Annotated in this window: 16 protein-coding genes; 1 reads left to right on the top strand and 15 read right to left on the bottom strand. The window is 64.5% G+C overall.

The annotated features are described in order from the left end of the window. Position 1: 1 nt before the first annotated feature. The 12 genes from BM197_RS13000 to rpoB form a co-directional block, all read right to left on the bottom strand. Positions 2-820: a prepilin peptidase gene (locus tag BM197_RS13000; RefSeq protein ID WP_090712511.1), complete on the bottom strand. Its 819-nt coding sequence runs from the start codon at positions 818-820 to the stop codon at positions 2-4. Next, positions 813-2,444 (bottom strand): pilus assembly PilX N-terminal domain-containing protein, encoded by a 1,632-nt coding sequence (locus tag BM197_RS12995; RefSeq protein WP_090712214.1) that lies wholly within the window; start codon positions 2,442-2,444, stop codon positions 813-815. Before BM197_RS12995 ends, BM197_RS13000 begins: the two co-directional genes overlap by 8 nt. After that, positions 2,435-2,989 (bottom strand): PilW family protein, encoded by a 555-nt coding sequence (locus BM197_RS12990; RefSeq protein ID WP_090712212.1) that lies wholly within the window; start codon positions 2,987-2,989, stop codon positions 2,435-2,437. Before BM197_RS12990 ends, BM197_RS12995 begins: the two co-directional genes overlap by 10 nt. Continuing rightward, a complete protein-coding gene (locus BM197_RS12985) occupies positions 2,986-3,429 on the bottom strand; it encodes a hypothetical protein (RefSeq protein ID WP_090712210.1) in 444 nt (147 codons plus the stop codon). Before BM197_RS12985 ends, BM197_RS12990 begins: the two co-directional genes overlap by 4 nt. Before the next feature lie 110 nt (positions 3,430-3,539). Continuing rightward, entirely contained in the window at positions 3,540-3,950 is a 411-nt protein-coding gene (locus tag BM197_RS12980) for a type II secretion system protein (RefSeq protein WP_090712208.1), read from the bottom strand. Positions 3,951-4,075: 125 nt separating this feature from the next. Further along, positions 4,076-5,308, bottom strand: a complete 1,233-nt coding sequence (locus tag BM197_RS12975; protein WP_090712206.1) for a type II secretion system F family protein — start codon at positions 5,306-5,308, stop codon at positions 4,076-4,078. Next, a complete protein-coding gene (locus BM197_RS12970; protein ID WP_090712204.1) occupies positions 5,309-6,619 on the bottom strand; it encodes a type IV pilus twitching motility protein PilT in 1,311 nt (436 codons plus the stop codon). It lies immediately after the preceding gene. A 19-nt stretch (positions 6,620-6,638) separates the two neighbouring features. Then, positions 6,639-8,309 carry a GspE/PulE family protein gene (locus BM197_RS12965; RefSeq protein WP_090712202.1) on the bottom strand — a complete coding sequence of 557 codons (1,671 nt, stop codon included), beginning with the start codon at positions 8,307-8,309 and terminating at the stop codon, positions 6,639-6,641. Between the two features lie 63 nt (positions 8,310-8,372). Next, positions 8,373-8,765 (bottom strand): hypothetical protein, encoded by a 393-nt coding sequence (locus BM197_RS12960; RefSeq protein ID WP_143095078.1) that lies wholly within the window; start codon positions 8,763-8,765, stop codon positions 8,373-8,375. 536 nt (positions 8,766-9,301) lie between these two features. After that, positions 9,302-9,967, bottom strand: coding sequence for a hypothetical protein (locus tag BM197_RS12955; RefSeq protein ID WP_090712197.1), 666 nt, complete (start codon positions 9,965-9,967; stop codon positions 9,302-9,304). A 158-nt stretch (positions 9,968-10,125) separates the two neighbouring features. Further along, positions 10,126-14,007, bottom strand: a complete 3,882-nt coding sequence (locus BM197_RS12950) for a DNA-directed RNA polymerase subunit beta' (RefSeq protein WP_090712195.1) — start codon at positions 14,005-14,007, stop codon at positions 10,126-10,128. Positions 14,008-14,051: 44 nt separating this feature from the next. Then, positions 14,052-17,543: a DNA-directed RNA polymerase subunit beta gene (rpoB, locus tag BM197_RS12945; protein ID WP_090712193.1), complete on the bottom strand. Its 3,492-nt coding sequence runs from the start codon at positions 17,541-17,543 to the stop codon at positions 14,052-14,054. A 390-nt stretch (positions 17,544-17,933) separates the two neighbouring features. Between rpoB and BM197_RS12940 the strand changes: the two genes are divergently transcribed. Further along, positions 17,934-18,893: a DUF559 domain-containing protein gene (locus BM197_RS12940; protein WP_090712191.1), complete on the top strand. Its 960-nt coding sequence runs from the start codon at positions 17,934-17,936 to the stop codon at positions 18,891-18,893. A gap of 50 nt (positions 18,894-18,943) precedes the next feature. Here BM197_RS12940 and BM197_RS12935 read toward each other — a convergent pair whose 3' ends face one another. From BM197_RS12935 to BM197_RS12925, 3 genes are read right to left on the bottom strand one after another with little or no spacing between them, the layout of a single operon-like run. After that, positions 18,944-19,822, bottom strand: a complete 879-nt coding sequence (locus BM197_RS12935) for a 5-oxoprolinase subunit C family protein (protein ID WP_245762541.1) — start codon at positions 19,820-19,822, stop codon at positions 18,944-18,946. Continuing rightward, positions 19,819-20,436 (bottom strand): 5-oxoprolinase subunit PxpB, encoded by a 618-nt coding sequence (gene pxpB / locus BM197_RS12930; protein ID WP_090712187.1) that lies wholly within the window; start codon positions 20,434-20,436, stop codon positions 19,819-19,821. The genes BM197_RS12935 and pxpB overlap by 4 nt, the downstream gene beginning before the upstream one ends. Beyond that, entirely contained in the window at positions 20,433-21,188 is a 756-nt protein-coding gene (locus tag BM197_RS12925; RefSeq protein WP_090712185.1) for a LamB/YcsF family protein, read from the bottom strand. The genes pxpB and BM197_RS12925 overlap by 4 nt, the downstream gene beginning before the upstream one ends. Positions 21,189-21,292 lie beyond the last annotated feature (104 nt).

Below are 21,292 nucleotides of genomic sequence, written 5' to 3'. Positions count from 1 at the left end.
CCTACCCCACACCGAATAATGACAGATATCCGGACGCGATTTGCTCACCGACGAGGATGCCGACCCACGCGCCCGCGATCATCCACGGGCCGAACGGAATCCCGCTCTTCAGGTTCGCGCGCCTCAGGGCGACCAGAACCAGGCTGAACACCCCGCCGAGGAGAAAAGCAGCGAAACCCCCGACGACGGCGGCTTCCCACCCGAGCCAGCCCAGGTAGAGGCCGAGCACGCCGGCGAGTTTGACGTCGCCATAGCCCATCCCGCCCGGGTAGATCAGCGCGAGCACCAGGTAGATCCCGAAAAGACACACCGCTCCGATTAGAGCGGTGGCGATCCGGCCTGGCTCGGACGCGAGCAGAGCGGCCGCGGCCAGCAGCACAGCGGCCACGGGGTACGAGGGCAGCACGATCGCGTTCGGCAGCTTGCGCGTGTCGATGTCGATGAGGGCGAGAGCGACGCTGATCGCGCCGAGGTACAAAAAAGAGAGAACGGTGAGCAGAGTCGCCGCGAGCAGGGGCAGTTGGACCGGGGTATTGGCGAAGCGGACGGCGATGACGGCGAAGAACAGCGCCGTCCCGAGCTCGACCAGCGGATACCGGGGGGAGATGCGGGTTCCGCAGTCCCGGCACCGGCCGCGGAGCAGTAGCCAGGACAGCACCGGGATGTTGTCCCAGGGGCGGATAGGTGACGAGCAGCCTCCGCAGGCGCTCGGCGGTGAGACGATGGAGCGCCCCGCTGGGACGCGGAAGATGACCACGTTGAGGAACGACCCGATCAGGGAGCCGAAGATCCCAGCGCCGGTCGCCAGGAGACTAACCACCGCTGCCCAGCTCCCGGACGCTGACCCGGTTGCCCAGGTGTCCACCGTCCGGCACCACAGTCGCAGGCACTCCTCCGGAGAGGTCGACCCCAGGAATGCCGACGGGGGAGAAAGTCAGCTTCGCCTGCTGGCCGAATTCCACTTCGCCCCCATAGATCTGTCCACGGAATCCGTCGCGGTTGCTGTAAATCTTGCACGGGCTGTACACCATCACGGAAACGGTGCTCGGTATGTTGGATTCGTTGGTCAGGGTGATCCCGCCCGCGGTTGGCGTGGGGCAGGTGGGCACTCCGTCGGCACTGTTGTCTGGCTGGATGAACCAGAGGTTCCTGTTGTCCGGGCTCACCAGTTTGAGCTTGTTGATGTGGAACTTGGGCGCGATGAAGGCGATGTTGGTCTGGAGCGTTAGGGCGGTGACGTTTGAGTCGATGGTGATGCCGCCAGCCGTGCAACCGAGCGCGTTCACGACCGTCGGAGTTGTGCGGGCAGAGAGCGTCGCCCACATGGGGTGCTCACCGCCCACGGTGCAATCGCCCGTCCAGAGCACTTCCTCATAGCCCTCGGCTGCCCAGGTGGTCGACGGGTACGCCATATCTGTCCAGTTGGGGATCAGCGGAACGGGTGGGGGTTGCAGTCCCTCGACAGCGGGAGTTCTCGTGCCGGCGATGGAGCCGTCAGCGGTGATGGTCCCGCTCGACAAAACATTCCCCAGTATTTGCGATCCCGACGCGACGGTGGCCTTATTCGCCGGCGTTCCGGCTACGGTGACGTTGCCTTTCGCCGTTGAGGCACTGCCGCTCAGCACGCTTGCGTTGCCACCGGAGTAGATGTCACCGTCGGTGATGCTTCCGCCTCGAACGGTCACGACATCTGCGCTGGCGGCGACGCCGTTCCCGACAGCGATGACGTCGCCGAAGACCTGGCTCCCGCCGTCCATGTTTGCGAAACCGGACACGTGGATCGAGCCTGTCACATCACAGTTCTTGAGGGTGGCTGACCCATCCGCCAGAATCACATCGCCGGCGATCCGCGCGCCGTTGATGCAGTTGACGTTACCGCTCTTGATCTGAAGGTCGGCGGACAGGTTGTTGTCTGCCGAGTCGAGGTCGAAGTTCTTCAGGCTGCCAGTCATCGTGTGGGCATAAACGGCCGCGTCGATGTGGGGAATTTCGACGTAGTCGGGGATGTAGTTATAGATCGCTTGGAGAACGCTGCGGTTGCCTGCTGTGGCACCGGCGACGCCGGGAGTCGCAGCCGACCCGGTCGATTCGATGCGCACCTGCGTCGCGGTGGGAGGCGGGCAGCCGGGCAGCCAGGTGCCGCCGGACTCGTATTCGATGGCTGCGCGGAAGACCGGTACCGTCGTCGACTCGAACACGGCCCCAGCGGTTGCACAGCTGGAACCGTTCTTGAGACCCACGACGGCGACGTCGATGCCCGCTTCTGCCGCCGCGCGCGACTGCACGCTTGCCCGTGTGGAGCTCGTCACCGACAGGCCGTGGACGGTGGCAGTGACGATCGTCACACCGATGACGGCGGTCACCATCATGAGCGCGAGGACGCCGATGAGCGCGCTGCCGGATTCGTCGCCGCGGCGCCGCAGTGCGATGGATGTCAGAAGCATGGGGCAGTCTCCACTCCGGTCGCGGGCACGGGCTGTCGGCTGAACGCCGAAGTGCTGATGAGAACCGGGCGGCCCGCGCCAGTCTCTGCTTCGAGAGTCAGGTCGACCTGACGGTCGGCGCCGGTCAGTGTAAAGACAGGCACGCCGGCGACCTCGCGGACGTCGTCGCCGAGGAGGGTCCAGGAGCGTGCCTCTGACTCGGTCGGCGTCGCGATCGCCGTCGCTGACGTGGTCATTCGCACTTCGCCGGAGCCGTAATACCAGGCGCGGCACACCCACTCGCTCGCGGCATCGGTGGTCCGCACGGTGAGCAGCTGGCTGTCGGCCGCCGGCGCCGTGAGCCGGATGGCGCTCGCGTTCCGCACCGCTTTGGTGACGGACTGCGAGATGAGCTGACCGGTGTCGGCGCCCTCAACCGACTTGCGCACCGTCTGCTCGGCTTTGAGTGAGTTGATCAGGATTCCGCCGACGATGAGCAGCACGACGGTGGCGAGCATCATGTAGACCAGCAGCTCGATGAGCGTGAACCCGCGTTCGGTCTTCATGGTGCGGGCACCGGGGTGGGCGCGGGAGCGGTCGCCGACTCGACATAGACGAGGGTGACGGCCTCGGCGAGGACGTCGGCGCCCTCCTTCACCATGACCTTCACGTTCACTACCCCGGGGTAGCTCGCCGGGCAGGCCAGAACTTCGCGGACGGGCTGGAAGGCCGTGCCGCGGGCATCGGTTGTCGACGGAACAACGGCATCGTCGAACGCCTGGACGGCGGCACAGTTCGGAGGGACGGCGCGCACCAGGTCGAGCTGCTGGTTGAGCAGTTGACTCGCGGTCGCGACCGTTGCGCTCTTGACGGATGCCGTCATCCCTTGGATCAGCAGCGGAAGAAAGGCCATCGCGAGCAGGGCGAGGAGGAACATCGACACGACGATCTCGACGATGCCGAGGCCGGAGTCGTCCGCGGCGGCGCCCTGCGTTGTGTTTTTCACCCCGGCGATCCCCTCAGATACGTCTCAAGATAAAGATAGCCGGGCAAGATGTCGCAACCCACGACACCCTGCCCGGCGATGGCCAATCGGCCCCTTCGGCTACGGAGTCGTCAACAGGTCCCCTCGACAACGCCGGTCTTATCCGTTGCCTTCCACGTCTTGGCTGCTTCTGTGTGCTTTCCCTGGACGCAGAACCCTACGCCTGCCGCTCCGGTTCCCGTCACGGTCATTACGATTTTCGCGTCACCCGCTGCAGTAGTGGCAATGGTCCCTGCGTCTGCCGGGAAAGTGCCCGTTTCAACCATTGCGGCGACGATCTGGGTCTTTGCGTTTGTCACGGCGGACTTAGCTGCCGAGTCTTTAGCCTGGGACTGCTGCCCGAGGAAGATCGGGATAGCGATCGCGGCGAGGATGCCGATGATGATGACGACGACGAGAAGCTCGATGAGCGTGAAGCCCTTCTCGTCCTCAGCGAGGCGGGCCTTTTTGGCCGCGAGTGAGCGCGTGACTGCTGTAAGCATTGTTTTTCCATCCTGTGTGAGTACTGAGACAGGTGGCCCCTCATATTTAGCCCCCCAACTCGAATTGTAGGGGCACCCTGCTCGAGCGCCGCACCCCCACTAGGTATGACACCCCTGTTGGGGGTCTACTCGACGAGCGTGAAGATGTTGAAGATCGGCAGGTACAGGGCGACGATCATCCCACCGAGCACGACTCCCATGAAGGCGATCATCAGTGGCTCGATGAGAGCAGTCAGCTGCTCGGTCGTCGCCTCGACCTCCTGGTCGTAGAAGTCGGCGATCTTGGCCAGCATGGTTTCGAGTGACCCGGCGTCTTCACCGACGGCGATCATCTGCGTGACCATCGAGGGAAACACCGGTTCTTCGGCGAGCGGCCCTGAGACCGTCCGACCCTGCCGCACCGATTCCTGCACCTTAACGAGCGCGGCCTCGATCACCCAGTTACCGGCAGTGGAACCGACGATCGACAGTGCCTGCAGAATAGGCACGCCGGATTTCATCATGGTTGAGAAGTTGCGGCTGAACCGGGCGATCGCGATTTTCGTCAACAGCTGACCAAACACCGGCAGTTTGAGCTTCCATGGATCCACCACCTTGCGCACACGCTCGGTATGCCGATTCTTACCCCACCAGACCGAGAACACGATGATCCCCACTAGAAGGATGGGGCCGAGCCAGACCATGATTTCTGAAAGCACGACCAGAACCTGAGTCGGCAGCGGCAACGTGCCGCCCAGGCCATCGAACATCTCCTTAAAGACCGGGACGATGAAGATGAGCATGCCGACGACGCCGAGCAGGGCCATGATCAACACGACGACCGGGTAGGTCATGGCCGACTTGATGGTGCCGCGGAGCTTCACTTCCTTCTCGTAGTTCTCGGCCACGGCCTCAAGCGAACTCTCGAGAAAGCCACCGGTTTCACCGGCGCGCACGAGGTTGATCATGAGCGGAGGGAAAATGACGTCGTGCTTGGCCATCGTCGCCGAGAGCGATGCCCCGGCTTCGACGTCTGCACTTACCTCTTCCAAGGTCTTCTTGAGGGTTGGGTTATCGCTCTGCTCGCTCAGGATGCTCAGCGTGCGCAAGAGGGAAAGTCCCGCTGAAATCATGGTCGCCATCTGGCGGCTCATCACCGCAAGGTCCTTCAGCTCGACCTTTTTCTCGAACAGACCACCGAGGCTGATGTCCCGGTTGAGCCCCGTGCCTATATTCGATTCCGCGATCGAGGTGGCCGCGATGCCCTGCGAACGCAGCCGGCTCGCGGCAGCACCCTCCGACGGCGCATCAAGGCGCCCCTTGACTCGTTTGCCGGCCGCGTTGCGTCCTCTGTACGCCCCGTGCGGCGACCTCGCCATCTATCGCCCTCGCGCCGAGTACGAGTCCCCGAAATCGATGTCGCCGCCGGCCATGCTGCCTGAACCGGCGGATCCCACGCGGCGGATCAGCTGATCGAGTCCCTCCGTGTCGTGGGCCTTCTCCTCTGCCGCCTGGCGCGTGATCTGGCCGGCGTTCACGAGATCTGCGAGGTGCTGATCCATCGTGTGCATGCCGAGCGCCCGGCCCGCCTGCATCGACGACGCGATCTGGTAGGTCTTGCCCTCGCGGATGAGGTTGGCGATCGCCGACGTCGTCATGAGCACTTCGGTGGCGACGACGCGGCCGCCGCCGATCTTCTTGACGAGGGTCTGGCAGACCACTCCCTGAAGGGTCGCGGCGAGCTGGGCCCGAACCTGCCCCTGCTGGTGCGGCGGGAAGACGTCGATAACGCGGTCGATCGTCTGCGCGGCATCCTGCGTGTGCAGCGTGGCGAAGACCAGGTGACCGGTCTCGGCCGCCGTAAGCGCCACGGAGATCGTCTCGAGGTCGCGGAGCTCACCGATGAGGATGACGTCGGGGTCCTGCCTGAGTACGTGTTTCAGCGCTGCGGCGAAGCTGTGTGTGTCGTGGCCCACCTCGCGCTGGTTGACGAGCGACTTCTGGTGCGTGTGCAGAAACTCGATCGGGTCTTCGACAGTCATGATGTGGTCGGCCCGGGTGCGGTTCACCAGGTCGACGAGTGAGGCGAGTGTGGTCGACTTGCCGGATCCTGTCGGGCCGGTGACGAGGACGAGACCTCGGGCCAGTTCGGCGAACCGGCCGACCGAGGCGGGAACACCCAGGTCCTTGAGCTGCTTGATCTCCTGGGGGATCAAGCGGAACGCCCCACCGATCGAATCACGCTGCTGGTAGAAGTTGACGCGGAACCGGGCGCCGCCCGTGGTGTACGCGAAGTCAAGCTCGAGGTTCTCCTCGAAGTGCTTTCGCTGTTCGGGGGTGAGGATGCTGTGGAGCGCGGAGGAGACTTTGTCGCCACTCCACGGGCTCGAGCCGGGGATGGGGCGGAGGCCACCGTCCAGGCGGATGCTCGGCGGGGCGCCGTTGGTGATGTGCAGGTCCGAGGCGCTGAGGTCGAGCACGAGGGCAAGGGCTTCGAGAAGCTCGGGGTCGGCTCCGGCCTGCCCGCGCGCCCTCCTGCCTGAAGGGACAGCGTCTTCGGCCGGCGAGGACGACGGCGCCGCGAAAGCCCCCGAGGTGGACGGTGCAGCGTCCACGAATTCGGGTGCTGACCAGTCCGCCGCCGGAGCGCCAGGCGGCGTGACGGGGATTTCGTAGATCGGCTGGTTCATTAAGCGTCCTCATTCACGATCAGGAGACCACTCGGAGGATCTCTTCAATGGATGTCAGGCCCAGTCGGACCTTGGCCCAGCCGTCTTCGCGGAGGGTAAGCATCCCCTGCTCCCGGGCAGCCCTGGCGATGTCGGCGCTTGGTGCGCGGGCGACGGCAAGCCGTTCGATCTCTTCCGACACGGTCATCACCTCATGGATCGCGATGCGCCCGCGGTAACCGGTGTTCGAGCAGCTGGCGCAGCCGACCGGCTGGTAGAGAACGGGCGGCCCGACGTTGGGATCGACGGTGAACCGAAGATGCATGAGGTCCTCGAACGGACGCTGGTCCGGCTCCTTGCAGCGGTCACAGAGCCGTCGTGCGAGGCGCTGGGCGACGACGCAGTCGAGGGCTGACCCGACGAGGAACGGTTCGATCCCCATCTCGGTGAGACGGGTCACCGCGCTCGGCGCATCGTTGGTGTGCAGGGTCGACAGCACGAGGTGACCGGTCAGCGCTGCCTCGATCGCGATCTGCGCGGTCTCGTGGTCGCGGATCTCACCGAGCAGCACGACATCCGGGTCGGAACGGAGAATCGAGCGCAGGGCGCTTGCAAAAGTGAGGCCCGCCTTCGGGTTCACCTGCACCTGGTTGATACCCGCCATCCGGTACTCAACGGGGTCTTCGACGGTGATGACGTTGATCTCCGGCCGGGCTACCGAGTTCAGTGTGGTGTACAGCGTCGTCGACTTGCCGGAGCCGGTCGGTCCGGTGATCAGGATCATCCCGTACGGCTTCGTGTACGCCTTCTTATACGCTTTGAAGTTGCTCTCGAGCAGGTGCAGGTCGTGCAGGCTCATGCTGGACCCCGAGTTGTCGAGGATTCGCATGACGACTTTTTCGCCCCAGACGGTCGGAAGCGTGGCGACGCGGAGGTCGATCTTGCGGCCTCCGTGACTGACCGACATCCGCCCGTCCTGCGGTTTGCGGCGTTCGGCGATGTCGATGTCGCTCATGATCTTCAGCCGCGAGATCACTCCGCTCTGGATGCTTTTCGGTGCGCTGGGCATCTCGTGGAGCACGCCGTCGATCCGGTACCGGACGCGCAGGTTGTGCTCGGCCGGTTCGATGTGGATGTCGGATGCCAGGTCCTGGATCGCCTGGCTGACGAGCAGGTTGACGAAACGCACGATCGGGGCGTCGTCGTCGATGGCATCCGCGATACCGAACGTCGAGCTCTCCTCTGGCGCGCTCTCTTCTTCGAGGGTCGTGGTGAGGCTGCTGAGCTCCTGGTCTGCACGGTGGTAGCGGGCCAGCGCAGCGAGCAAGTCGGTTCGCGCGGCGACCACGGGCGCAACCCGCAACCGTGAGGCCTCGCGGACGTCGTCCATCGCGATCACGTTGCCCGGGTCGACCATGGCGAGAACCACCCGGTCGCCGTCGATGGCGAGCGGCAGCACCTCATGGCGCCGGCAGACAGCGGCGGTGACGAGCGATACGGCGAGTTGGTCGACCGGATAATCCAGCAGTTCCACAAACGAAAGGTTGGCCTGCGCCGCTCGTGCTTTTGCGAGCTGCACCTCGGTGATGACACCGCGATCCACGAGCCCGCGAACGGATGCTTCATCGGCGAGGTCACCGGCCATCGCAGCGTCGAGGTCCTCGATCGGCAAGAGACCGTGCAGAATCAGGATTTCAGTCAGGCTTGCCACGCGTCACTCCCCCCGATAGCCGCTTCTCACACCATAGTGGACGAATTCGGCTTTGACCGAGGGCTAGGGCCAGAGCGCGGCGACCATGTCGTCGGTGTAACCGTCCACGGCGATATTCAACCAAAAAGTGCACAGCCAGATATTGCCGCGGAGAAACTGGAACTCTCCCCATTGCGCACCGTCCTCGCTGTGCACAACCTCACAGCTCGTGCCGCCGGCCCGCTCGGAGCACAAGAAGCCGGCGTCCCGAAGAGCTGCGCCTGCTGCGGCCGCTTGCTCCGCGCTCACCTCGTTCACCTGGGTCAACAGCCCGAAATCTCCGGCGCTTCCCCAGGTGCAGCTCAGAGCGGGCGCGCCCTGCAGGGCGGCGACGCCGGGTGAGCGGGAGAACGGCGGCTCGGATGTTGTCCCGTCATTCAACGGCAACGCGGGCTCCGCAGACAGCATGTCGAACATGGCGGGACTGTAAAGCTCAGAGCAGCGCACCGGCACAGCGGCCAGATCCGGATCGCTGGACACGGTGCCTGCCGAAGGCGGGTGCGAGCCCGGCGAAGGAGACGACGAGCTGACGGACGTATCCGGCCCAGACGCCGCGGATGTTGGCTGAGACGGCGTTACGCCAGCCCAAGCCACGGCGGCTCCCACCACAATCGCCGCGAAACCGACGGCCGCTGTTCCGGCTCCGAAAACCCGCAATGCGCCCTGCTTGCTGTTCAGCAAACCGCCCGCTCGTCCCGCCCTGTGTCGTCCGTCGTTCGACATACGTTCCCCCGTTCCCCTAACCCCTGATGCTCAAGGTAGCGGCCAGCGGGAGCAATAGAGCTGAGGAAACATCACGATTGTGTGACGACTGTGGGGAGGGGTCTTTTTCGGCGCACCGGCGCCCGGAGGGTCAGCATCCCGCGGGTCACTCTGCAGTGCGCGGGTGCAATGTCACCCGCGCGTGACCGATTCGCCCGCGGATGAAGTCATCGCGGTCGAACGGCGGCGTGCTACTCCCAGATCGCCTCGACGATGTTCTCGGTGTAGCCGCGGATCGGCGCGTTCAGCCAGAACGTCGAAACCCACACGCCCTCACGGAGAAAGTGGGACTCACCGAGAACGCCGCCTTCTTCGAGTTCTTCGCGGGTCACACACCGGGTTCCGCCCAGCTGCTCGTAGCAGTCGAACCCGCCGGATTCCATCATCTCGAGAGCTTCGTCCGCCTGCTCGTCAGACACCCGGGCTACCGCCGTGACGATGCCCAGTTCACCGGCGCCGCCCCAGGTGCACTGAAGGTAGTCGAGGCCGCGCAGTATCTCTTCGAGTTCATCGTTGTTCGAGAAGTTGGGGTCCGCCATCGTGGGGTCGTTGAGCGGGGGCAGATCCGCCTGCAGGCTCTTGAACATGGCAGGGCCGTAGATGTCTTCACACGACCCAGGAAGGATGACGTCGACCGCTTCGGGAGTGGCGACCGCCGACGGGGTCGGGCGGGTGGTCTCGGTTGGAGCAGGCGACGCGGCTGCCGTGCCTTCAGAGGCGGCTTTCGTGCCCTCGGGGGCAGACTCAGCGGCGCATCCCGTGACGAGTGCTGCCGTCAGGAATGCCGCTGTTCCGAGCGCGGCGAGACGGCCGATCGACCTGCCGCGTGCAGTCGCGTATGACGCGGTTCCGCGCATGTTTCCCCCTCGTTTGGCGTACTTGTTCCCGTCCGCAGCCTACCGCCGCCTCGCGCTCAGCCGAAACCGAGACCAGCGCGATCGAGTAACGATCGGCCGAAAACGCCGAAAGGCCCCGACGCAATGTCGGGGCCTTTCGGGTTCAGGTCAGTACAGGTTTAGTTGTACGTCCCCGGGGTGAAATCGTCGTTCGAGAAGGTGTCGAAGTCGACGAAGCCGAGGTCGGACTCGTCGAACACACCATCCGTTGCGAAGATGCGGTTCGGGTAACGCTCAGCCTTCGCTTCTTCCGTCGCCTCAACGGTGACGTTGCGGTACTTGGCAAGGCCGGTACCAGCGGGGATGAGCTTACCGATGATGACGTTCTCCTTGAGGCCGAGCAGAGGATCGCTCTTGCCTTCCATGGCGGCCTGCGTAAGAACGCGGGTCGTCTCCTGGAACGAGGCGGCGGAGAGCCACGACTCGGTCGCAAGAGAAGCCTTGGTGATACCCATGACTTCCTGGCGGGCGGATGCGGTCTTCTTGCCCTCGGCGAGAGCGGCGCGGTTCAGCTCGTTGTACTTCATCCGGTCGACAAGCTCACCCGGCAGGAGACCGGTGTCACCGTGGTCAACCACGGTCACCTTGCGGAGCATCTGACGGACGATGACTTCGATGTGCTTATCGTGGATCGGCACACCCTGCGAACGGTAGACGCCCTGGACGCCACCGACGAGGTGCTTCTGCACTTCGCGCACACCGAGAACCCGGAGAACTTCCTTCGGGTCGACGGCGCCGACGTGCAGCGGCTGACCGAGCTCGACGTGTTGTCCGTCCTCGACGAGGAGGACCGCACGCTTGAGAACCGGGTAGATCACGGGCTCGTCGCCGTTGTCCGGCGTGAGGATGATCTTGCGGCTGCGATCGGTGTCTTCGATGGTGACGCGGCCAGCAGCTTCGGCGATCGGCGTCGCACCCTTGGGGGTACGGGCCTCGAAGAGCTCCTGCACGCGGGGAAGACCCTGCGTGATGTCGTCAGCGGATGCCGAACCACCGGTGTGGAACGTACGCATCGTGAGCTGCGTTCCCGGCTCACCGATCGACTGGGCCGCGATGATGCCGACGGCCTCTCCGATGTCGACGAGCTTTCCGGTGGCGAGTGAACGGCCGTAGCAGGCTGCACATACACCGACGGCGGACTCACAGGTCAGAACCGAGCGCACCTTGATGCTCTCGACACCGGCCTCGACCAGCTGGTCGATGAGCACGTCTCCGACGTCCGAACCGGCCTCGGCGACAATCGTGCCCTTCGGGTCGATGGCATCCGCGGCGAGCGAACGGGCGAACACGGAGTTCTCCACGTTTGCGTCACGCACGAGGGTTCCGGTCGAGTCGACAGCGGCGATCGCGAGCTCGAGGCCCTTGGTCGTTCCACAGTCGTCCTCGCGGATGATGACATCCTGCGACACGTCGACGAGTCGACGCGTGAGGTACCCGGAGTCTGCAGTACGCAGTGCCGTGTCAGCCAGTCCCTTACGAGCACCGTGGGTTGCGATGAAGTACTCCGCAACACTCAGGCCCTCGCGGTAGGACGAGATGATCGGGCGAGGGATGATCTCACCCTTCGGGTTGTTCACCAGTCCACGCATACCCGCGATGTTGCGGATCTGCAGCCAGTTACCACGAGCACCGGATGTCACCATGCGGTTGATCGTGTTGTCCTCGGGGAAGTTCGCGCGCATGGCCTCTGCGACCTTTTCGGTCGCTTCGGTCCAGATCTTGATGAGCTCCTGGCGACGCTCGGCGTCGGTCGTGAGTCCCTTCTCGAACTGGCCCTGAACCTTCGCGGCCTGCTTCTCGTAGGTCTGGACGATCTCGCGCTTGTTCGGCGGGGTGAGAACGTCGCTCAGTGCGACGGTCACGCCGGAGCGGGTCGCCCAGTGGAAACCGGCATCCTTGATGTTGTCCAGCGTTGCTGCGACGACGGTCTTCGGGTACCGCTCGGCGAGGTCGTTGACGATCGACGAGAGCTTGCCCTTGTCGGCCACGGCTTCGACGTACGGGTAGTCCGCCGGAAGCGCCTCGTTGAAGAGGGCGCGACCGAGGGTCGTCTCGACGAGGGCGACTCCGCTGCCTTCATAACCTTCGGGGCCTTCGCCCTTGCCGAAGCTGATGTCGACGAGGCGGATCCGCACCTTGGCGTTGAGGTCGAGCGTCTTCTGGTCGAACGCGAGAATTGCTTCCGCGATCGAGGAGAATGCACGGCCTTCGCCCACGACACCGTCCTTGAGGGTGGTGAGGTGGTGCAGACCGATGATCATGTCCTGCGTGGGCAGGGTGACCGGGCGACCGTCGGACGGCTTGAGGATGTTGTTCGAGGCGAGCATCAGGATGCGAGCCTCGGCCTGGGCCTCGACCGAGAGCGGCAGGTGGACAGCCATCTGGTCACCGTCGAAGTCTGCGTTGAACGCAGCACAGACGAGCGGATGCAGCTGGATGGCCTTACCTTCGACGAGCTGAGGCTCGAAGGCCTGGATGCCCAGGCGGTGCAGCGTTGGTGCACGGTTCAGCATGACCGGACGCTCGCGGATGATCTCTTCGAGAACGTCCCAAACCTCGGGACGGCTGCGCTCGACCATACGCTTCGCGGCCTTGATGTTCTGAGCGTGGCTCAGGTCGATCAGGCGCTTGATGACGAACGGCTTGAACAGCTCGAGGGCCATCTGCTTGGGCAGACCACACTGGTGCAGCTTCAGCTGAGGACCGACGATGATGACCGAACGACCCGAGTAGTCGACGCGCTTTCCGAGCAGGTTCTGACGGAAGCGACCCTGCTTGCCCTTGAGCATGTCGCTCAGGGACTTGAGGGCACGGTTACCGGTTCCGGTGACCGGACGACCACGGCGGCCGTTGTCGAACAGTGCGTCGACGGCCTCCTGAAGCATGCGCTTCTCGTTGTTGACGATGATCTCGGGGGCACCGAGGTCAAGCAGCCGACGCAGACGGTTGTTGCGGTTGATCACACGACGGTAGAGGTCGTTGAGGTCAGAGGTCGCGAAGCGACCACCATCGAGCTGAACCATCGGGCGCAGCTCCGGCGGGATCACCGGGACGACATCGAGGACCATGGCGGCCGGCGAGTTGCCGGTCGACAGGAACGAGTTGACGACACGGAGGCGCTTGATGGCGCGGATCTTCTTCTGGCCCTTGCCCTCAGCGATCTGCGTGTGAAGCAGTTCGCTCTCAGCGGCCAGGTCGAAGCTCAGCAGGCGCTTCTTGATCGCTTCTGCACCCATGAACGCTTCGAAGTACATGCCGAAACGGTCCTGCAGTTCGTGGAAGACAGCATCCTCAGGCTTGAGGTCGCCGACCTTCAGGCTGCGGAAGTCGTCCCAGACACGCTCGAGGTGAGCGATCTGCTCGTCGTACGACTTGCGGGACTGGCTCATCTCCTTCTCAGCGGCGTCCTTGGTGCGACGCTTCTGGTCGGCCTTGGCACCTTCGGCTTCGAGGGCGACGAGGTCGTCTTCGAGCTTCTTCAGGCGGTCGGCGATGCGGGAGTCCCGCTGGTCGCCGAGCGTCTTGATCTCAAGGCGGATCTCGTTCTCGAGGCCTGGCATGTCCTGGTGACGAGCATCCTCGTCGACCGAGATGACCATGTAAGCGGCGAAGTAGATGACCTTTTCGAGGTCCTTCGGCGCCATGTCGAGCAGGTAACCCAAGCGCGACGGAACGCCCTTGAAGTACCAGATGTGGGTGACGGGTGCAGCGAGTTCGATGTGCCCCATGCGCTCACGGCGCACGGAGGACTTGGTGACCTCAACGCCACAGCGCTCGCACACGATGCCCTTGAAGCGGACACGCTTGTACTTGCCACAGGAGCATTCCCAGTCACGGCTCGGGCCGAAGATCTGTTCACCGAACAGACCATCCTTCTCGGGCTTCAGGGTGCGGTAGTTGATGGTTTCAGGCTTCTTGACCTCACCGTACGACCAACGACGGATGTCGTCAGCTGTAGCCAGGCCAATGCGAAGCTCATCAAAAGTTGTTACGTCGAGCAATTTCTCTCCTAAAGAAAGGTCTCTGAATCTTCTGTTGGCCAGGCTTAGATCTCGTCAATTGACGAGGACTCGAACCTGGAGGAAATGTTGATGCCGAGCTCTTCCGCAGCGCGGAAGGCGTCGTCGTCGGTGTCCTTGAGGCTGACAGCGGTGCCGTCGGCAGACAGCACTTCCACGTTCAGGCAGAGGGACTGCATTTCCTTGATCAGAACCTTGAAGGACTCGGGGATACCGGGCTCCTGGATGTTCTCACCCTTGACGATGGCCTCGTACACCTTCACGCGGCCGAGGATGTCGTCGCTCTTGATGGTGAGAAGTTCCTGGAGCGCGTATGCCGCGCCGTAGGCCTCGAGGGCCCACACTTCCATCTCTCCGAACCGCTGGCCACCGAACTGCGCCTTACCACCGAGCGGCTGCTGGGTGATCATCGAGTACGGTCCTGTCGAACGAGCGTGAATCTTGTCGTCGACGAGGTGGTGCAGCTTGAGGATGTACATGTAACCGACCGAGATCGGCTCCGGGAACGGCTCGCCGGAACGGCCGTCGAACAGGTTGGCCTTTCCGCTTGAGCCGATGAGGCGGTCGCCGTCGCGGGTGACGTTGGTCGAGTCGAGAAGACCCGCGATCTCTTCCTCAGACGCGCCGTCGAACACAGGCGTTGCAACCTTGGTCCCGGGCTCAGCGCTGAACGCCTCTGCCGGGAGGTTCTTCGCCCACGTCGGCTTGCCTTCGACTTTCCAACCCTGCTGGGCAATCCAGCCGAGGTGAAGTTCGAGGACCTGGCCGAAGTTCATTCGACCCGGAATACCGAGCGGGTTGAGGATGATGTCGACCGGAGTTCCGTCTGCGAGGAACGGCATGTCTTCGATCGGCAGAATCTTCGAGATGACGCCCTTGTTGCCGTGACGACCGGAGAGCTTGTCACCCTCGGTGATCTTGCGCTTCTGGGCGATGTAGACCACGACGCGGCGGTTGACGCCCGAGCCGAGCTCGTCGTCACCGTCTTCGGCGTTGAACTCCTTGACGGCGATGATCGTGCCGCGCTCACCGTGGGGAACCTTCAACGACGTGTCGCGAACTTCGCGGCTCTTCTCGTTGAAGATCGCGCGGAGCAGGCGCTCTTCGGCGGAGAGCTCGGTCTCACCCTTCGGCGTGACCTTTCCGACGAGGATGTCACCGGGGCGGACTTCGGCGCCGATGCGGATGATGCCGCGCTCGTCGAGGTCCTTAAGGAGCTCCGGGCTGACGTTCGGAAGGTCACGGGTGATCTCTTCCTTGCCCAGCTTGGTGTCGCGCGAGTCGACCTCGTACTCCTCGATGTGGATCGAGGAGAGGGTGTCGTCCTTGACCAGGTTCTGGCTCAGGATGATCGCGTCCTCGAAGTTGTGGCCTTCCCATGACATGAATGCCACGAGGAGGTTCTTTCCGAGTGCGAGCTCGCCGTTCTCCGTCGCAGGACCGTCTGCGATGACCTCGCCGGCCTCGATGCGGTCACCCGCGGAGACGATGACGCGGTTGTTGAAGCTCGTGCCCTGGTTGGAGCGGTCGAACTTGCGCAGGTAGTAGTCCTGTGTTCCGCCTTCGTCGAGCTGGATGGTGACGACCTCGGCCGACACCTCCGACACAACACCGGCCTTGTCGGCGGTGATCACGTCGCCGGCGTCGATGGCTGCGTAGCCCTCCATACCGGTTCCGACGATCGGCGACTCCGAGCGGAGCAGCGGCACAGCCTGACGCTGCATGTTGGCACCCATGAGTGCGCGGTTCGCGTCGTCGTGCTCGAGGAACGGGATGAGGCTCGTCGCGACCGACACCATCTGGCGAGGCGAAACATCCATGTAGCCGATGTCTTCTGCCGGGAAGAGGTCGACCTCTCCGCCCTTACGGCGGGCGAGGACGCGGTCCTCCATGAAGCGGCCATCGTCTTTCAGCGGCGCGTTGGCCTGGGCGACGATGTAGTCGTCCTCTTCCATCGCGGTGAGGTAGTCGATGTCTTTCGTGACCAGTCCGTCGACGACGCGACGGTACGGGGTCTCGATGAAACCGAACGCGTTGATGCGGGCGAACGATGCGAGCGAACCGATCAGGCCGATGTTGGGGCCTTCAGGAGTCTCGATCGGGCACATACGGCCGTAGTGGGACGGGTGAACGTCTCGCACCTCGACACCTGCACGCTCACGCGACAGACCACCTGGGCCAAGAGCCGAGAGACGGCGCTTGTGGGTTAGCCCGGCGAGCGGGTTGTTCTGGTCCATGAACTGCGACAGCTGCGACGTACCGAAGAACTCCTTGATCGCGGCGACGACGGGGCGCACGTTGATCAGGGTCTGCGGGGTGATCGCTTCGATGTCCTGCGTGGTCATGCGCTCGCGGACGACGCGCTCCATGCGGGACAGACCGGTGCGGACCTGGTTCTGGATGAGCTCGCCGACGGCGCGGATACGACGGTTACCGAAGTTGTCGATGTCGTCGATGTCGAGGCGGATCTCAGCCTTCTTGCCATCACGGATGCCGGTGAAGGAGGTCTCTCCCGAGTGCAGGCGCACGAGGTACTTGATCGTCTCGACGATGTCGTCGACGGTCAGGACCGAGTCGCTCAGCGGGGCGTCGAGGCCCAGCTTCTTGTTGATCTTGTAACGGCCGACCTTCGCGAGGTCGTAGCGCTTGCCGTTGAAGTAGAAGTTGTCGAGGAGCGCGCGGGCAGCCTCAGCGGCGACCTGCTCTCCTGGACGAAGCTTGCGGTAGATGTCGCGGAGAGCGTCTTCCTTGGTGAGGATCGAGTCCTTTTCCAGGGTCAGCTCGATCGACTCGAAGCCCTTGAACTTCTCGAGGATGTCTTCGCTGGTCAGGCCGAGGGCCTTGAGGAAGACGGTGACCGACTGCTTGCGCTTGCGGTCGATGCGAACGCCGACCTGGTCGCGCTTGTCGATCTCGAACTCGAGCCATGCGCCACGGCTCGGGATGATGCGAGCAGAGAAGATGTCCTTATCGGACGTCTTCTCCTGGTTGCGGTCGAAGTAGACACCGGGGCTGCGGACGAGCTGGGACACGACGACACGCTCGGTGCCGTTGATGATGAACGTGCCCTTTTCGGTCATGAGCGGGAAGTCGCCCATGAACACGGTCTGAGTCTTGATCTCACCGGTGAGGTGGTTCATGAACTCGGCCTCGACGTAGAGAGGAGCGGCGTAGGTCTTGCCACGCTCCTTGCACTCGTCGATCGAATACTTCTCCGGCTCCAGGAAGGGGCTGGTGAAGCTCAGCTGCATCGTCTCGCCGAGGTCCTCGATGGGAGAGATCTCCTCGAAGATCTCGTCGAGGCCAGAGTGAGTTGCGAGGTCCTGGCGGCCGGCCTTCGTGGCTTCTGCGACGCGTGATTGCCACACGTCGTTGCCCACGAGCCAGTCGAAGCTCTCGGTCTGCAAAGCAAGCAGATCCGGAACCGTCAGGGTGTCGGTGATCTTCGCGAACGACAGACGCGAAGCGTCGCGGCCGTTCTTGGGTGAGTTGGTGGATGCGTTGCGCGCAGCAGCCAAGGAAATAACCTCCGTGGGCCCTCGTACAGGCTCTAGTTACTGGTAGTAATGGAGAACTCGTCAAACGCCATCAAAAAATGGTGCACTTTTCAGGGGAAAAGGACACTGGGCCGACCGCAATATGAAGGCATGGGGAACGTCTGGGAGCGCAAGGATCTACTATAGGCGCTCGAACGCGCCGTGTCCAGCGAAATTCTTGACGACATCCACCTCCTGCGGTATAAAGCCCCCCGCGAGTTGCCCACTTTGCCGGGTAATCCGCCGCTCATACCCGGAAAAGTCGGCAATTCGCGACCAGGGGAGCTCCTCCACAGGCGGGGAAACTGCTCGGCGGATTCACAGATTTCAGGGTCGGCCCCGCCGTGCCTGAGCAGGTCTCAACGTGGGGGAATGACCAGACGAAAAGTCCTTCCAGCCGAGCTTCGGGGCCACCCCTTCACCTCCGCGCTTGCGCGCGAACTCGGCGTCAGCAAGGGGCGCCTCTCGGCGAGTGACCTGGCCAAGCCATTCGGCGGCATCCGCCTGCCCGCCGATAAGCTAGCCGCCCAAACTGGGAGCGCAGGATGGAGCGAGGCCGTCGAGTCCCGTCGCGATCTGACCCGAAAACTGTGCCGCGCGTATTCGTTACGGATGCCGCCGGACGCGTTCTACTGCGGACCCACCGCAGCTCTTGTCCATGGGATGCCGCTGCCGCTCGCGCGCTCAATTGATCCGCGCCTTCACGTCGGGCTGCCGAAGGGCAGCCGTGCGGTGCACATCGTGGGGGCGATCGGCCATAGCTACGACCTCGATCCGCTTCAGGTGACCACCCGGGACGACGTGCGGCTCACGAGCGTCGAACGGACCTGGTGCGACCTCGCTCGCGTGCTCCCCCTCGACGATCTCGTCGCTGCCGGGGACTGGCTGCTCTTCTGGCGCTCACCCCGAACCACCGTTGCTCGACTGAACGCCAACGTCGAGCTGTTCCGCGGCCAACGCGGCGTCAAGAAACTGCGGCTGGCGTTAACGCTCCTCAATGAGCGAGCCGAATCGCCGCGTGAATCCCGGCTGCGGGTGGCCCTCGTCCTTGCCGGGCTGCCAGCACCCGAGGTCAACGTCGAACTCTTCGACACAGTGGGTCGATTCCTCGCCCGCGCAGACCTCGTGTTCCGGCGGTACCGGCTGATCCTGGAGTACGAGGGGCTGCAACACCTGACCAGCCCGGAGCAGTGGCGGCGGGACATCGAACGAACCCATGCCCTCGAGGATGAGGGGTGGCGGATCATCCGTGTGACCGCCGCGGATCTGAGGGATCCGCGCAACCTGATCGAGCGCATCCGGCGCCACATCTTCGCGAGTTGCCCGGTTTGACGGGTTGTGCGGCGCGAACACCCTGAAAACTGGGCAACTCGCGGGAGGGGTCAGGGCCGCGCGTGCCGAAAGGTCAGGTGCTGGCCGGGGCGCAACTGCGCGAAGAGGTCGAGCGCACCGGATGCCACGACCGCGATCACCGGGTATCCGCCGGTCGTCGGGTGGTCAGCCAGCAGCACAGTGGGCAGCCCGGACGGCGGCACCTGGAGGGCACCCGCAACCATTCCCTCGCTGGGGAGTTCACCGTGGGCATCCGCCGTGACGGACCGCTCAAGCGGCGTACCGTCGAGCCGGGCCCCGACCCGGTTCGACGCCGAGCTGAGCGTCCACGTCCCGCTGAACAGGCGCTCGAGCGAGGCGGCGGTGAACCAGTCCGCCCGGGGCCCGACCCGGATCGGCACGGTCACTGCCCCCGCGTCGGGAGCGCTCCACGGCGCGACGTCGAGGGCGGGGATCGCGGCGGTGTGCGGCTGCCCGATCGGTAGCACATCTCCACCCTGCACGGATGTCGGCCCGATGCCCGAGAGAAGATCCGTCGATCGGGAACCGAGGACCGGATCCACATCGATCCCGCCGCTGACGGCGAGGTAGTACCGCAGCCCGGATGCTGCCGGTCCGATGTCGATCGAGGTCCCGGCCGCGACGAACGTCGGATGGTTCGGGTCGATCGGATGCCCGCCGACCGCTACCCGCCCCCAGGCGCCGGTGACCGCGATCCAGACATCCCGGTCAGCAACCGCGGAGAACGGGCCGACCGTGATCTCGAGCGCTGCGGCGCGCTCCGCATTACCGACGAGACGGTTCCCGAGTGTGAGCGCGCCCCGGTCGAGCGCGCCCGAGCCGCTCACGCCGAGCGCGGCGAATCCCGGGCGACCCAGATCCTGGATGGTGGTGAGCGGTCCGGCGATTCCCACGGTTAGCGTGCTCACGACGCCTCCCGGAACCGGACCACGCGGCCGGGCACGAGCAGGGCGGGAGTGGTGGCATCCGGGTCCCACAACACGGCGTCTGTGCGTCCGATGATCTGCCATCCGCCAGGGGACGACCGCGGATAGACCCCGGTGTATTCCCCGGCGAGGCCGACCGATCCGGCCGGGACGCTCGTGCGCGGGCTCGCCCGCCGGGGCACGACGAGCTGCGGCGAATCGGTCACGAGGTAGCCGAACCCGGGAGCGAACCCGACGAAAGCGACCCGCCAGACGGATGCCGTGTGCGCCTGCACTACCTCCCGTTCGCTGGTGGATAGCAGGGCGGCGACCTCGGCGAGGTCCTCTCCCGAATACTGGACGTCGATCTCCACGACGTCGCTGTAGCCCCAGACTTCCGGCGGCACGGGCGGCGTGGAACGGATCCAGCCGGTCACGCGGTCCGCGGACAGCCTCGCGGGGTCGAATGTGACGAGGACGGTGCGGGCGGCGGGCACGATGTCGACGATCCCGTCGGGCGGAGCGACCGTGAGCGCAGCATTCAGGGCGAGGACCGCTTCAAGGTCGTCGCAATCGACGAGTATCGCACGGTCTCCTACCGCATGCAGCAGATTCATACGGCCGCTCGAACCTCAACGCCGGCCGCGGCCAGGGCACCGCGCACGGCTTGGGCCATGGCGACGGCGTCCGGGGTGTCGCCGTGCACGCACAGCGAGTCGACCTCGAGCGACAGCAGGGTTCCGTCTAGCGCGCGCACCGTTCCCTCCGTCACCATGGTGACGGCGCGAGCGGCGATCTCGTCCTCACCGTGGAGCACAGCTCCCGGCCATTTCCGCGGCGCGAGCGAACCGTTGTGCTGGTAGGCGCGGTCGACGAACGCCTCCCGCAAGAATGGCAGGCCGTGGGCGGAGGCGGCCTCCTCGACCCGGGACCCGGACAGGCCCATGAGCGGCATGCCCGGCGAGAACTGCGCGACGGCGGTCGCGACGGCATCCGCCTTGCGATTGTCGTGGACGATGCGGTTGTAGAGCGCCCCGTGCGGTTTGACGTAACGGATGCTCGTGCCCGCCTTCTCTGCAGCTTCGGCGAGCGCCGACAGCTGCTCGAGGATCTCATCGATGAGGACGGCCGGGAGAACCTCCAGGTCGGCCCGGCCGAAGTGGGCCCGGTCGCGGTAGGAGATGTGGGCCCCGACACGAACGTCATGTTCGACGGCGAGCAGGCAGGACGCGATCATCGAGTCCGCGTCGCCGGCGTGGAATCCGCAGGCGATGCTCGCGCTCGTGATGAGCGGAAACAGGGCGGCGTCGTCCGCGGTCGGACGGCCATCCACCGTCTCACCGAGGTCGCAGTTGAGGTCGACGCGCATACGTTCAGGCTAGTGGCGACGGATGCCGGCCGCAGTGCTCTTGCGAACTTCGGAGATTTGCGCCGGATCCGCGCGGAAAGCGGCCCCGGGACCGCAACTCCCCG

Source organism: Mycetocola miduiensis (assembly GCF_900115155.1).
Lineage (GTDB): Bacteria > Actinomycetota > Actinomycetes > Actinomycetales > Microbacteriaceae > Mycetocola_A > Mycetocola_A miduiensis.
The sequence above is the reverse complement of the archived record's forward strand: the minus strand, read 5'-3'. Positions and strand labels throughout refer to the sequence as shown.

Coding starts and splice junctions, on each gene's coding strand:
- BM197_RS12990 (WP_090712212.1), bottom strand. CDS start 2,989: ATGAAGACCGAACGCGGGTTCACGCTCATCGAGCTGCTGGTCTACATG.
- BM197_RS12980 (WP_090712208.1), bottom strand. CDS start 3,950: ATGCTTACAGCAGTCACGCGCTCACTCGCGGCCAAAAAGGCCCGCCTC.
- BM197_RS12970 (WP_090712204.1), bottom strand. CDS start 6,619: ATGAACCAGCCGATCTACGAAATCCCCGTCACGCCGCCTGGCGCTCCG.
- BM197_RS12925 (WP_090712185.1), bottom strand. CDS start 21,188: ATGCGCGTCGACCTCAACTGCGACCTCGGTGAGACGGTGGATGGCCGT.
- BM197_RS12995 (WP_090712214.1), bottom strand. CDS start 2,444: ATGCTTCTGACATCCATCGCACTGCGGCGCCGCGGCGACGAATCCGGC.
- BM197_RS12975 (WP_090712206.1), bottom strand. CDS start 5,308: ATGGCGAGGTCGCCGCACGGGGCGTACAGAGGACGCAACGCGGCCGGC.
- BM197_RS12960 (WP_143095078.1), bottom strand. CDS start 8,765: ATGTTCGACATGCTGTCTGCGGAGCCCGCGTTGCCGTTGAATGACGGG.
- pxpB (WP_090712187.1), bottom strand. CDS start 20,436: ATGAATCTGCTGCATGCGGTAGGAGACCGTGCGATACTCGTCGATTGC.
- BM197_RS12940 (WP_090712191.1), top strand. CDS start 17,934: ATGACCAGACGAAAAGTCCTTCCAGCCGAGCTTCGGGGCCACCCCTTC.
- BM197_RS12955 (WP_090712197.1), bottom strand. CDS start 9,967: ATGCGCGGAACCGCGTCATACGCGACTGCACGCGGCAGGTCGATCGGC.